The organism is Pantoea sp. CTOTU49201 (assembly GCF_032054795.1).
In the GTDB taxonomy this organism is placed as follows: Bacteria; Pseudomonadota; Gammaproteobacteria; order Enterobacterales; family Enterobacteriaceae; genus Pantoea; species Pantoea symbiotica.
This window is the reverse complement of sequence record NZ_DAMBSA010000005.1, coordinates 20390-32851: the sequence shown is the minus strand read 5'-3', so window position 1 is coordinate 32851 and position 12462 is coordinate 20390. Positions and strand designations below refer to the sequence as shown.

At 56.5% G+C, this 12462-nt stretch carries 14 protein-coding genes; 12 read left to right on the top strand and 2 right to left on the bottom strand.

Translation table 11 applies throughout. From position 1 onward, the window contains the following. The 7 genes from RTY00_RS00885 to RTY00_RS00855 form a co-directional block, all read left to right on the top strand. Positions 1 to 378: ABC transporter substrate-binding protein (locus tag RTY00_RS00885; protein WP_312663125.1), on the top strand; the 378-nt coding region annotated here is incomplete at its 5' end. Further along, positions 378 to 1241, top strand: a complete 864-nt coding sequence (locus RTY00_RS00880) for an ABC transporter permease (RefSeq protein WP_312663124.1) — start codon at positions 378 to 380, stop codon at positions 1239 to 1241. The genes RTY00_RS00885 and RTY00_RS00880, both read left to right, overlap by 1 nt. Continuing rightward, a complete protein-coding gene (locus RTY00_RS00875; RefSeq protein WP_312663123.1) occupies positions 1238 to 2050 on the top strand; it encodes an ABC transporter permease subunit in 813 nt (270 codons plus the stop codon). Before RTY00_RS00880 ends, RTY00_RS00875 begins: the two co-directional genes overlap by 4 nt. Continuing rightward, positions 2047 to 3030, top strand: a complete 984-nt coding sequence (locus tag RTY00_RS00870; protein WP_312663122.1) for an ABC transporter ATP-binding protein — start codon at positions 2047 to 2049, stop codon at positions 3028 to 3030. Before RTY00_RS00875 ends, RTY00_RS00870 begins: the two co-directional genes overlap by 4 nt. Before the next feature lie 100 nt (positions 3031 to 3130). Further along, positions 3131 to 3949: a phosphodiesterase gene (locus RTY00_RS00865; RefSeq protein WP_409519108.1), complete on the top strand. Its 819-nt coding sequence runs from the start codon at positions 3131 to 3133 to the stop codon at positions 3947 to 3949. 165 nt (positions 3950 to 4114) lie between these two features. Beyond that, positions 4115 to 5707 carry a sensor domain-containing diguanylate cyclase gene (locus tag RTY00_RS00860; RefSeq protein ID WP_312663120.1) on the top strand — a complete coding sequence of 531 codons (1593 nt, stop codon included), beginning with the start codon at positions 4115 to 4117 and terminating at the stop codon, positions 5705 to 5707. A gap of 57 nt (positions 5708 to 5764) precedes the next feature. Continuing rightward, positions 5765 to 6838: an AI-2E family transporter gene (locus tag RTY00_RS00855; RefSeq protein ID WP_008108349.1), complete on the top strand. Its 1074-nt coding sequence runs from the start codon at positions 5765 to 5767 to the stop codon at positions 6836 to 6838. A gap of 34 nt (positions 6839 to 6872) precedes the next feature. On the opposite strand, the gene bcp is transcribed toward RTY00_RS00855, so the two are convergent. Further along, positions 6873 to 7340, bottom strand: a complete 468-nt coding sequence (gene bcp, locus RTY00_RS00850) for a thioredoxin-dependent thiol peroxidase (RefSeq protein ID WP_008108351.1) — start codon at positions 7338 to 7340, stop codon at positions 6873 to 6875. A 141-nt stretch (positions 7341 to 7481) separates the two neighbouring features. Continuing rightward, positions 7482 to 8048: a glycine cleavage system transcriptional repressor gene (locus RTY00_RS00845; protein WP_036649519.1), complete on the bottom strand. Its 567-nt coding sequence runs from the start codon at positions 8046 to 8048 to the stop codon at positions 7482 to 7484. Positions 8049 to 8191: 143 nt separating this feature from the next. Between RTY00_RS00845 and dapA the strand changes: the two genes are divergently transcribed. The 5 genes from dapA to RTY00_RS00820 form a co-directional block, all read left to right on the top strand. Beyond that, positions 8192 to 9070 (top strand): 4-hydroxy-tetrahydrodipicolinate synthase, encoded by an 879-nt coding sequence (gene dapA, locus RTY00_RS00840; protein WP_007884824.1) that lies wholly within the window; start codon positions 8192 to 8194, stop codon positions 9068 to 9070. 14 nt (positions 9071 to 9084) lie between these two features. Beyond that, positions 9085 to 10113, top strand: a complete 1029-nt coding sequence (gene bamC / locus RTY00_RS00835; protein ID WP_312663118.1) for an outer membrane protein assembly factor BamC — start codon at positions 9085 to 9087, stop codon at positions 10111 to 10113. Positions 10114 to 10257: 144 nt separating this feature from the next. After that, a complete protein-coding gene (gene purC, locus RTY00_RS00830) occupies positions 10258 to 10971 on the top strand; it encodes a phosphoribosylaminoimidazolesuccinocarboxamide synthase (RefSeq protein ID WP_061718438.1) in 714 nt (237 codons plus the stop codon). A gap of 175 nt (positions 10972 to 11146) precedes the next feature. Next, positions 11147 to 12019 (top strand): neutral zinc metallopeptidase, encoded by an 873-nt coding sequence (locus tag RTY00_RS00825; protein WP_312663117.1) that lies wholly within the window; start codon positions 11147 to 11149, stop codon positions 12017 to 12019. 26 nt (positions 12020 to 12045) lie between these two features. Next, positions 12046 to 12462, top strand: a 417-nt coding sequence (locus tag RTY00_RS00820; RefSeq protein WP_312663116.1) for a tRNA(Met) cytidine acetyltransferase TmcA domain-containing protein, incomplete at its 3' end; no start/stop codon positions are given.

Below are 12462 nucleotides of genomic sequence, written 5' to 3'. Positions count from 1 at the left end.
CTGATCTCCGGTGAGATTCCCATCCTGCTCGACTACGACTTCAACGCCTATCGCGCCAAATATAAAGATCACGCCAATGTCGCCTTTGTGATTCCGAAAGAGGGCACGGTTACGGTGCCGTACGTCATCAGCCTGGTGAAGAACGCGCCGCACGCAGACAACGGCAAGAAAGTGATCGACTACGTGTTGTCGGATAAAGGGCAGGCGATTTGGGCCAATGCCTTCCTGCGTCCGGTGCGCACCTCGGCGATGTCAGCAGAGGCCAAGAAATTCTTCCTGCCAGACAGCGATTATGCGCGTGCGCAAACCGTGAACTATCAGCAGATGGCCGATGCGCAGAAAGCCTTCTCGGCGAAATACCTGAGCGAGATTCGTTAATGTCGATGGCTGACACCCTGGCGGCCTCGCGCCGTCAGATTCGTACGCAACCGGGCAGCCGCTGGCTGTGGCTGACGCTGCCCGCGCTGCTGTTCTTCTGCGCTTTCTGGCTGCTGCCGTTTGCCCGTTTGCTGCAAATCGGCATGCAGGACGATCGCAGCACCCAGCACAGCGGTTACTGGACGGTGATCACCCAGCCGCACTATCTGCTGAGCCTGCTGAACACCGTGCTGCTGTCGCTGGCGGTTACGCTGGTGACGCTACTGATTGCCGCTATCGTCGGCTGCTTTCTGGCGCGCCAGCGCTTTACCGGGCGCGGCACCTTGCTGGCGTTGCTGACTTTCCCGCTCGCGTTTCCCGGTGTGGTGGTGGGTTTTCTGGTGGTGATGCTGGCCGGACGTCAGGGATTGCTGGCGCAAATCAGCATGAGCCTGGTGCATGAGCGCTGGACGCTGGCCTATTCGCTGGCGGGGCTGTTTATCGGTTACCTCTATTTCTCGCTGCCGCGCGCCATCGTCACGCTGGTGGCGGCCAGTGAAAAACTTGATCGCTCGCTGGAAGAAGCGGCGCGTTCGCTTGGTGCCAGCCAGTGGCGCATCACCTGGGATGTGATTGTGCCCGGCCTGCAACCGGCGCTGCTCTCTACCGGCGCGCTGTGCTTCGCTACCAGCATGGGCGCCTTTGGCACCGCCTTTACGCTCGGCACCGATTTAGCGGTGCTGCCGCTAACCATTTACGGCGAGTTCACCAACTACGCCAACTTTGCCACCGCCGCCGCGCTATCAGTATTGATGGGCGGATTCGCCTGGCTGGCGCTGATGCTGGCGCGCCGTCTGGCGCAGGCTAAGGAAGCGCAATCATGAAACGTCGTGGACTGTTTAGCCTGCAACTGCTGATCACCGCCATCACCGCGCTGTTTATGATCGTGCCGGTGGTGCTGTCGATGCTGGCGGGCGTCACCAATAACTATTTTATCGGCCTGCGCAGCGGCTTCACGCTGAAGTGGGTGGAGCAAGTGTGGCAGATGTACGCTGATACCTTCTGGCTGTCGCTGCTGATCGCGCTGTTCTGCCTGTTGCTCACGCTGGTGATTGGCGTTCCCGCCGCGTGGGGATTGTTGAAAGCGCCGGGCCGCTGGGCGGCACGTATTGAAGAGTGTTTGATGCTGCCGGTGGCGCTGCCCGGTCTGGCGACCGCGCTCGGTATCATTCTGCTCTACGGCCAGTTTTCCGGCCTGCGCGAAAGCTGGCTGTTTATCCTGATTGGTCACGTGCTGTTTACCCTGCCGTTTATGATGCGGCCGGTGCTGGCGGTGATGCAGGCGGTGGATATGCCGCGCCTCGAAGAAGCCTCGGCCAGCCTTGGTGCTAGCTTGTGGCAGCGCTTCTTTACCGTGGTGGTGCCGAACTGCCGCAACGGCATTCTGGCCGGTGCTTTTATGGTGATCACGCTATCGGTGGGCGAATTCAACATCACCTGGATGCTGCACACGCCGCTGACTAAAACCTTGCCGGTTGGTCTTGCCGACAGCTACGCCTCGATGCGGCTGGAAGTGGGCTCCGCCTACACGCTGATTTTCATTCTGATGATTCTGCCGCTGCTGCTGATGCTTAATGCCGTGAATCACTGGCTTAACCGCGCGGTTTCGCGCCAACACAAGGAGGCAGCATGAATCCTGCGGCCGTTACCGTGACGCTGCGCGGCTGCGCACGTCACTTTAATCATCATCAGGCGCTGCAACCGCTCGATCTCACCGTTCATCCCGGCGAAACGGTGGTGCTGCTGGGTCCGTCTGGCTGTGGCAAAACCACCACGCTGCGCATTATCAGTGGGCTGGAGAGCTGCGACGTCGGCGGCGAAGTGTGGTTTGACGATCGGAACGTTACCGCGTTGCCGATTGAAAAACGCAACGTCGGTATGGTGTTCCAGAACTACGCGCTGTTCCCGAATCTCAATGTGGCCGAGAACGTGGCGTATGGCCTGAAAGTGCAGGGCGTGGCGCGTGCCGAACGCGAAGCGCGCGTGCAGGAGATGCTGGCGCTGGTGGATCTCACCGCGCTGGCGCAGCGCAGCATCGACAAACTCTCCGGCGGGCAGAAGCAGCGTGTGGCGCTGGCGCGTGCATTAGCCGCGCGGCCTAAAGTGCTGCTGTTTGATGAGCCGCTGGCGGCATTGGATGCGCGCCTGCGCGATCGTCTGCGTCTGGAGATCGGCGCGCTGCTGAAGAAGCTGGCAATCACCGCCGTTTACGTGACGCACGATCAGCAGGAAGCGATGGCGCTCGGCGACCGTATTGCGGTGATGGAGCAGGGACGTTTGGTGCAAATCGATACGCCGCAGAACATCTATCAGCATCCGGCATCAAAATTTGTCGCCGATTTTGTTGGCGCGATTAACTGCGTGGATGTGGATACGCGCGGCAATGCGCAGCGTTTCTGCCGTCCGGAAGATGTGCTGCTGGCCAGCGATGATCGCTATCAGCGCCAGGGCTTTATTGTTGCCAGCACCTTTTTGGGCGCGTCGCAGCGGCTGATGATCGATATCGGACTGGCCACGCCGATTCAGGTGGATCGCCACGCGCGCGAAGCCTGGCATGCCGGACAAGCGGTGAGCTGGACGCTGGCGCAGGACGCTGCGCTGCAGTTTTCATAATTGGCCCGGTCGCCATAAATCTATGTGCCGCCGTAGGGTCGCCATTAATGGCGACCGACTGGCATTGAATATCCAAAGGAAAAAATTCGTGTCTGAAGCAATGACGCTAATCGCACAAATCAGCGATTTACACATCAAGGCCAACGGCCGTTTGTCCTACAAAAAAGTCGACACCCAAGCCGCGCTGCTGCGGGCCATCGAGACGCTAAACCGCCTTACGCCGCGCCCGGACATAGTGGTGATCACCGGCGACCTGGTCGATTTCGGCATGGCTGAAGAGTATCAAACGTTGAAGCAGGCGCTGCGTCATTTGCAAATACCGTTTCTGCTGATGCCAGGCAACCACGACGATCGTCAGGCGCTGCGAGCGGCGTTTCCGGATCATCACTATCTGCAGCACGGCGAAACCCTGAACTGGCAGATGCAGGTGAAAGGGGTGCAACTGCTGGCGCTCGATTCCAGCGTGCCGCAGCAGCCGTGGGGCTATGTGGATGAAGCGCAATTGCACTGGCTTGATGAGCAGTTGCAGCGCCAGCCGCAGTTGCCGACGCTGGTGATGCTGCATCATCCGCCGTTTCTCTGCGGCATAGAACATATGGATAACCAACCGCTGCGCAATCCGGCGGCGCTGGCGGCGATTATCCAGCGTCATCCGCAGGTGGAACGCGTGCTGAGCGGCCATCTGCATCGCTCGGTGCAGGCGCGTTTTGCCGGTACGCTGGCCTGTGTGGCGCCGGGCGTTTCGCATCAGGTGGCGTTTGATCTTGCGGAAAATGGCCCAGCCAATTTTGTGCTGGAGCCGCCTGGCTTCTTGCTGCATCGCTGGCACGCACAGCAGGGCATGAGCACGCATTTATGTGCTATCGGCGATTATCCCGGTCCGTGGCCGTTTTACGACGCCAACGGTTTGATCGATTAGCGCCAGCGCAGAGAAAGAAATCTGTGTGGCTGACAGGATGCTTCGTGCTCAATTTGCGTTGTGGGTGTACAATCGCCCGTTAGCTCACCAGGGCAAGTGCATCCAACAATAACAAGACTGTCAGGCACACATATTGATGAATCTATCCACTAAGGCCGGCGCGCCATGCTAATGCGCCTGCGGCCAAAAACTGACCTGCGAACGCTGATCGCGCTACTGGCGATCACCAGCATCGTCATCACGCTCGCCAACACCTTGTACGCCACCTGGCGCGTGCAACGTATGGTCCTGATCGAAAGCACCCTCGAAGCTAATCGCGCCTACGCTACCAAACTGGCGGCGACCACCGAGGTCTTCTTTCAGCTGGCTCAGTCGCAGCTGCACTATAGCGCGACGCAACTGGGCAATGATTTTGATAATGCCGATTTGTCGCAGCAGGAAGTGAATCGCCTGCGAGAGCAAACCAACAGTTTCAACTCGGTGGCAGTTGTGGACAGCAACGGCATCGTGAAAGCCATTTCGCCCGAATCCCTAATGCTGAAAGGCATGCAGCTGACCAGCCAGGCTTCGCGTGAAGCGCTGGCGCAGCGTCAGCCGATGGTCAGCAAACCCAGCATCTCGGCCGCCAATAACCTGATTGTGTTTGTCTCCTGGCCGATCTGGAGCAAAGACGGACGCTACCTTGGCTACGTCGGCGGCACCATTTACCTGAAGAAGAAAAGCATCCTCAACGCGCTGCTCGGCGAGCAGTTCTATCGCGATGGCACCCACGTTTACGTGCTGGATCGCAATAATCAGGTGCTGTATCACCAGAACAGCCAGCTGATTGGTAAAAGCGTGCCGGGCATCGTCAGCGATCGCCAGCGCGAAGAGAAAAGCAACGGTGAAGTGCAACTGACAGAAGAGAACGTGCCTAAGCTGGCCGGTTACGCCATTGTGCCGACCACCGGCTGGATGGTGGTGGCGCTGAAACCCACCGATGTCACGCTGGCGCCGCTCACCGGTTTACTGCTGAAAGTATTGAAAAACTCGGTGCCGTTTGCGCTGCTGACCTTACTGGTGGCGGTGATTCTGGCGCGACTGATTGCGCTGCCGCTGTGGCAGCTGGCGCGTAAAGCCAGCCAGATGGATTCACAAGGCGTGTCGAGCGAGATTGGCGGCATTCGCGCCTGGTATTTTGAAGCGGCGCAGGTCAAACGCGCGCTGCTCACCGGCATTGGTTTAGTACAGGACAAAATTGGTCGTCTTAAATCGGAAGTGCAGAGCGATCCGATGACCAATCTACTTAACCGCCGTGGCCTGAGCGCGGTGCTCGACTACTTCGCCACCATGCGTCAACCCTTCTCGGTGCTGGCGCTGGATATCGATCACTTCAAACGCGTCAACGATACCTTTGGTCATGACGTCGGTGATGAAGTCATTAAACATGTGGCGCGAACCTTACGCGGCAGCGCACGTCAAACCGATGTGGTGTGCCGTAACGGCGGGGAAGAGTTCCTGATGCTGCTGCCTGCAACCTCGGTTGAAGATGCGCGCATTCTGGCTGAGCGTGTGCGCATCAGCATTGCGGAAAACTGGATCGATCAAGTCGGCAATGTCACGCTGTCGGTGGGCATTGCCGACTGGCAGCCGGAAAGTGGTTCGCAGGAGCAGAGTCTCAAGCAAGCCGATGCCGCGCTCTATCAGGCGAAAAATGCCGGACGCAACTGCGTGATGATCTCCGGCCAGGATGCGTTGGTCAGTAGCATTACACACTAAGTTTTTTGTAGGGTCGCCATTCATGGCGACCACATTTTTAGTATCAAGGATGTTTTAATGCTCGTTCTGCTTTATCAATGGTACAAACGCCGCTTCAGCGATCCGCAGGCCATCGGGCTGCTGGTGATTCTGCTGGCGGCGTTTTGCATTCTGTTCTTCCTCAGCGGTTTGCTGGCTCCGCTGCTGGTGGCGTTAGTGCTGGCTTATCTGCTGGAGTGGCCAACGGTGCGCTTGCAGCGCGTTGGCTGTAGCCGAACCTGGGCAACCAGCGCGGTGCTGGTTGTGTTTGCCGGCATCTTGCTGGTGATGGTGCTGATTGTCGCGCCGGTGGCGTGGCAGCAGGGCATCAACCTGACGCGTGATCTGCCCAACATGCTGAACAAGCTCTATGTGTTTGCTGCTGGGCTGCCGAAGCGTTATCCGGCGCTGGTCGATGCCGGCATCATCGATATCATCGTCGAGAACCTGCGCAGCCGTCTCACCGGCCTGGGCGAATCGCTGGTGAAGTATTCGCTGGCGTCGCTGGTGGGTTTGATGACGCTGATGATCTATCTGGTGCTGGTGCCACTGATGGTGTTCTTCCTGCTGAAAGATAAAGAGCAGATGCTGAATGCGGTACGTCGCGTGCTGCCGCGCAATCGCGGTTTGGCGGGCGTGGTGTGGCAAGAGATGAATCAACAGATAACCAACTATATTCGCGGCAAAGTGCTGGAAATGGTGGCGGTGGGATTTGTCACCTGGCTGGCGTTCCTGCTGCTGGGCCTCAACTACTCGCTGCTGCTGGCGGTGCTGGTTGGGATTTCCGTCTTGATTCCTTATATCGGCGCAATGGTGGTGACCATTCCGGTGATTGGCGTTGGCCTGTTCCAGTGGGGATTGGGCAGCGATTTCTGGACCATGATCGCCATTTATCTGGTAATTCAGGCGCTGGATGGTAACGTGCTGGTACCGATTCTGTTCTCGGAAGCGGTCAACCTGCATCCGTTGGTGATCATTCTGTCGGTGGTGATTTTCGGCGGGATGTGGGGATTCTGGGGCGTGTTCTTTGCGATTCCGCTGGCGACGCTGGTGAAAGCGGTGGTGCGTGCGTGGCCAGAAACACCGGCGCTCGACGAGCCGCGCGCTGAGTAAAAGAAAACGGGTGCGACCTGCGCACCCGCTTAAATCATGCTGACTTCAGATAATCCAGCACAATGTCGTGGTGATTGGAGGTTTTGAAATCGTCGAACACTTTCTCAACCTTGCCATTGGCATCAATCAGGAAGCTGATGCGGTGAATGCCGTCATAGGTTTTGCCCATAAAGGTTTTTTCACCCCAAACGCCAAACTGCTCGCACACCTGATGATCTTCATCCGATAACAGCGTGAAGTTCAGCAGCTCTTTATCGGCAAAGCGCGACAGTTTTTCTGGCTTATCGGTGCTGATACCCAAAATCTCAACGCTAATTTTTTTCAACTCATCCATGTTGTCGCGCAGTCCGCAAGCCTGCACGGTGCAACCCGGCGTCATGGCTTTCGGATAGAAATAGACCAGAACGCGCTGTCCCTGGAAGTCGGCCAAATTTACTTGTTCGCCGTCCTGATCGGGCAAGCTAAATTTCGGTGCAGTATCACCGGCTTTCAGTGGATTCATCACAACTCTCCATTTTTTCTACATGCTGTGGGTAATACACCATCAAGAGCAAAAGTGCCAGGTGGTGTTTACCGTCAGGGTTATTTCACAACACGGTTTGCCGCAGCGGCAGAGTGTGTGGCGAAATAACCCGGAGCCTGATTAAACGGTGCTGTCAGCATCGTCGGTGACACTATAAAGACGAATTGAGCCTTGTGCATGCAGTTCTTCGCACAGCTGATTGAAAGCCTGCTCGATCGGCGCACTGAACTGATTGGCCGGGCTGTGCGCCGTCATTTGGATATAGAGCGTGGGCGCAACGTCATCCTGAGCGGGTTGAATCCGCGATACCAGCTCGGCGATGTTCATTTGATGTTTATCGAACAAATCGGTAAAGCGTTCAATGATGTGCGGTGAATCCGGCACTTCAACCTGCACCCATACGGTAGCGGGCATCGGTGGCGTGACGCGTGCATTGGTGCGCTTCATCACAATCAGCAGTTCCAGCTCGGCCCCTTTCATCGGCAGCGTTGATTCAATCAGGGTTATCGCGTTCCAGCTACCGGAAAGCAGCATGATAAAGGTGAACTCATCGCCCAGCATCGCCAAACGGCTGTCTTCGATATTACAGCCGCAGCTGCTGACGTGGCGGGTGATGGTATTGACGATACCCGGACGATCAACGCCCAGTGCGGTGATCACCAGATGGTGAGGCTGTGACTGCGACAAAATGGCATTTCCTGTACGTTCGCTAATAACTATAAGGTAAACATAAAAAAAACTGCTGACAAGCGCGGGAATGGCGTGGCTCGCTTGCTTTTCTTTCAATGTAAAACGTAACATGAGGCACTTGTTTGTCGAGGGGATAGCCCATGTTCACCGGAAGTATTGTTGCGCTCATTACGCCAATGAATGAAAAAGGTAATGTCTGCCGCGAAAGTTTGAAAAAACTGATTGATTATCATGTTGCCAGCGGCACCGCGGCGATTGTTTCTGTTGGCACCACCGGCGAATCTGCCACGCTCAGCCATGACGAGCACGGTGATGTGGTTATGCAAACGCTGGAACTGGCGGATGGCCGTATTCCGGTTATCGCTGGCACCGGCGCAAATGCTACTGCTGAAGGCATCTCTCTGACCAAACGCTTTACCGGCAGCGGTGTCGTGGGCTGTTTGACGGTCACGCCTTATTACAACCGTCCGACGCAGGAAGGTCTGTTCCAGCACTTTAAAGCCATTGCTGAAAGTACCGATCTGCCGCAGATGCTGTATAACGTTCCGTCGCGTACCGGTTGCGACATGCTGCCGGAAACCGTCGCGCGTCTGGCCGAAATTAAAAATATTATCGGAATAAAAGAAGCCACCGGGAACTTATCGCGTATCTCACAGATCCAAGAGCTGGTTAATGATGAGTTCATCATCGTCAGCGGCGATGACGCGACGGCGCTGGACTCCATGCAACTGGGCGGCAAAGGCGTAATTTCGGTCACGGCTAACATTGCAGCGCGTGAAATGGTTGAACTCTGTGCCTTGGCGCAACAGGGCAAATTCGCCGAAGCGCGTCGCCTGAATCAGCGTCTGATGCATCTGCACCAGACGCTTTTCTGTGAACCCAATCCAATCCCGGTGAAATGGGCAGCAAAACAGCTAGGATTAATCGCGGATGACACGCTGCGTTTGCCAATGACGCCACTGACCGAAGCCGGTCAGGCGAAAACGGCGCAAGCGCTGATTAAAGCGGGTCTGCGATAATTTAGGGAGAATCAATGAGTTATTCAGTTAAGCGCTCGACGCTGGCAACGGTAGTGGGCCTTTCCACCCTGATGCTGCTAACAGCGTGTTCCAACGATCAGCGTTATAAGCGCCAGGTCAGCGGTGATGAATCTTACCTGCAGGCGCCTGAGCTGCACGATTTAAAAGCCCCAGCGGGCATGATTCTGCCGTTGCAGAATGGTGATTACGATGTTCCGCATAGCGTGGCGAAAGGCGCGGTTGGCAAAGAGCTGGATATTCGTCCGCCAGCCCAGCCGCTGGCGCTGTTAAACGGCACGCGTGCACAGTTCACCGGTAATACGGGCGTGCTGGCAGTAGAAAGCAGCCGTGGTTCGATCTGGTCGCAAGTGGTTGGTGTGGTTCAGTCGTACAAGTTCCCGATCGCGCAACGTGATGATGCTGGCCAACAGCTGACCACCGATTGGGTGCAGTGGAACCGTGCTGATGAAGATAACCAGTATCGCGGTCGCTATCAGATCAGCGTGCAGAATCAGAGCTATCAGCAGGTGTTAACCGTTCGTCTGCTGGAACTGCAGCAGTCTGGTCAGGCGGTGACGTCTCCGGCACAGATTCAACGCTATACCGGCCAGATGCTGAACGACATCAGCATCGGTCTGGATAAAGTGGATTCTGCCAGCCAGGATGCGGCGGCCAACCGTGCGACCGGACAGATTGATGTGCAGAGCGGCGCGGATGACACTGGATTACCGCTGTTGATTCTGCGCGCACCGTTTAACGTCACCTGGCAGCGTTTGCCAGCGGCGCTGAAACGCGTGGGCATGGAAGTCACTGATGACAACCGTTCGCAGGGCAGCCTGAAAGTGACCTACAAACAGCCGGGCAGCGGCGTGTGGGATCAGATTGGCGCCAAAGATCCAGAATTACCAAACGGTGATTACAAATTGCAGGTTGGCGATCTGGATAACCGCAGCAGTCTGCAGTTCATCGATCCGAAAGGTCACGTGCTAACCCAGGCGCAGAACGACGCGCTGGTGCAGGTGATTCAAGGCGCGCTGAAATAAATTGCCAAAGGGCCGGAGATTCTCCGGCCTTTTTGTTTTGGATTTGGCATAATAGCGCCCGGCGAAGTAAACGATTGCGTCACGCAATCGGCGCGCGGTGAAACACCGCTGAACACGGGTTCTTTCATGTTTGGAGTTAACAAGATGCAAAAGCGAGCTGAGTTGTATCGCGGTAAAGCGAAAACCGTATACAGCACCGATAATCCGGATCTGCTGGTACTTGAATTCCGCAACGATACGTCAGCAGGAGACGGTGCACGAATCGAGCAGTTTGATCGCAAAGGAATGGTAAACAACAAGTTTAACCATTTCATCATGACCAAATTGCAGGAAGCGGGCATTCCGACCCAGATGGAAGCGCTGCTGTCGGATAACGAAGCGCTGGTGAAAAAGCTGGAGATGGTGCCGGTAGAGTGCGTGGTACGCAACCGTGCGGCAGGATCGCTGGTAAAACGTCTGGGCGTGGAAGAGGGCATTGTGCTCAATCCACCGCTGTTTGATCTCTTCCTGAAAGATGACGCCAAACACGACCCGATGGTCAACGAATCCTACTGCGAAACCTTCGGCTGGGTGAGCAAAGCGAATCTGGCACGCATGCAAGAGCTGACCTTCAAAGCCAATGAAGTGCTGAGCAAACTGTTTGATGACGCAGGTTTGATCCTGGTCGACTTCAAGCTGGAGTTTGGTTTGTTCAACGGCGAAGTGGTGCTGGGCGATGAGTTCTCGCCAGATGGCGCACGTCTGTGGGACAAAAACACCATGGACAAAATGGACAAAGACCGTTTCCGTCAGAGCCTCGGCGGCCTGGTTGAAGCGTACGAAGAAGTTGCACACCGTTTAGGTGTCAAGCTGGACTAATTCCGTCCACCTCTCTCGTAGGGTCGTCATTTATGACGACCTTTTTTTATGCCCGCGATATAGCTTGTTCAGGTCGGCATGAATGCCGACCCTACGGTGTTCTGCAACGACAACACTGGTGCTTCCTGCTGCCGCCAACTAAAATCATGCCAAACATGTTTAAAGGAGTTAGACCATGCGCTGGCAAGGGCGTCGTGAAAGCGACAATGTAGAAGATCGACGCAATGATTCACCGGGCCTTGGCGGCGGCGGTGGACGACAAATCCGCATTCCACGCGGCAAAGGCGGCCTTATCTTGCTGGTGGTGGTGGCCGTTGCCGGCTATTACGGCTACGACCTCACCGCGCTCTTGGAAGGCGGAGGCGGGAATGTCGCGCCCACTTCGCAGCAGCGGCAGGTGAACAGCGCGCAGAGTAACGAAGATGCCAAATTTACCTCGGTGATTCTGGCGACCACCGAAGATACCTGGGGCAAGTTGTTCCAGCAGATGAACAAACAGTACGTGCCGCCGAAGCTGGTGATGTATCGCGGGGCGACACGCACCAACTGCGGTACCGGCCAATCGGCGATGGGGCCGTTTTACTGTCCCGCCGATCAAACCGTGTATATCGATTTGTCATTCTACGATGACATGAAAACCAAACTCGGTGCCGGTGGTGATTTTGCGCAAGGCTATGTGATCGCCCATGAAGTCGGCCATCACGTACAAAAGTTGCTGGGCATTGAGCCGAAAGTGCGTCAGATGCAGCAGGGCGCGAGCCAGGCGCAGGCGAACCAGTTGTCAGTGAAAATGGAGCTGCAGGCGGACTGCTTCGCCGGCGTTTGGGGCCATTACATGCAGCAGCAAAACATTCTGGAAGTGGGCGATTTGCAGGAAGCGCTCAACGCCGCTGAAGCGATTGGTGACGACCGTCTGCAGCAGAAAGGTCAGGGCCGCGTGGTACCGGATAGCTTCACGCACGGCACCTCTCAGCAGCGTTATACCTGGCTGAAACGCGGTTTCGATAGCGGCGATCCTGGCCAGTGCAACACCTTCGCTAGCAAGTGATCTCCTTTAATGAACAAACGGCGGCGATGCAGCGTGCAGGCATTCGCCGCCTTTGCGTTATAGCGGGTGATGCGGATTGGGCGCAGCAGCAAGCCACAGGTTGGCACAGCGCGCTGCAAGGCGACTGGCTAACGGTGAGCGACAGCGCTGATTTCCCGCACGCCGTCGCGCCCGCTGCTTTACGTACTTTGCTGGGACGTGAATTCCAGCACGCAATATTCGATGCGCGCAGCGGTTTTCACGCCGAAGCTTATGCTGCGCTGGCCGGAACTTTACGTGCAGGCAGTTGGTTGTTGCTGTTAACGCCTGCCTGGGAAAGCTGGCCTAACCAAACCGATGCAGACAGTCTGCGCTGGGCGGATGTCGCCGAGCCGATCGCTACGCCGCACTTTATCCACCATCTGCAATTCCTCATGCTTAACGATGCACAAGTGATGTTGCAA

Bases quoted from the DNA above. Each gene is read 5' to 3' on its own strand.
- bcp (WP_008108351.1), bottom strand. From the start codon at position 7,340: ATGAATCCACTGAAAGCCGGTGATACTGCACCGAAATTTAGCTTGCCC.
- RTY00_RS00860 (WP_312663120.1), top strand. From the start codon at position 4,115: ATGCTAATGCGCCTGCGGCCAAAAACTGACCTGCGAACGCTGATCGCG.
- RTY00_RS00880 (WP_312663124.1), top strand. From the start codon at position 378: ATGTCGATGGCTGACACCCTGGCGGCCTCGCGCCGTCAGATTCGTACG.
- RTY00_RS00855 (WP_008108349.1), top strand. From the start codon at position 5,765: ATGCTCGTTCTGCTTTATCAATGGTACAAACGCCGCTTCAGCGATCCG.
- purC (WP_061718438.1), top strand. From the start codon at position 10,258: ATGCAAAAGCGAGCTGAGTTGTATCGCGGTAAAGCGAAAACCGTATAC.
- RTY00_RS00865 (WP_409519108.1), top strand. From the start codon at position 3,131: ATGACGCTAATCGCACAAATCAGCGATTTACACATCAAGGCCAACGGC.
- RTY00_RS00875 (WP_312663123.1), top strand. From the start codon at position 1,238: ATGAAACGTCGTGGACTGTTTAGCCTGCAACTGCTGATCACCGCCATC.
- bamC (WP_312663118.1), top strand. From the start codon at position 9,085: ATGAGTTATTCAGTTAAGCGCTCGACGCTGGCAACGGTAGTGGGCCTT.
- RTY00_RS00825 (WP_312663117.1), top strand. From the start codon at position 11,147: ATGCGCTGGCAAGGGCGTCGTGAAAGCGACAATGTAGAAGATCGACGC.
- dapA (WP_007884824.1), top strand. From the start codon at position 8,192: ATGTTCACCGGAAGTATTGTTGCGCTCATTACGCCAATGAATGAAAAA.
- RTY00_RS00870 (WP_312663122.1), top strand. From the start codon at position 2,047: ATGAATCCTGCGGCCGTTACCGTGACGCTGCGCGGCTGCGCACGTCAC.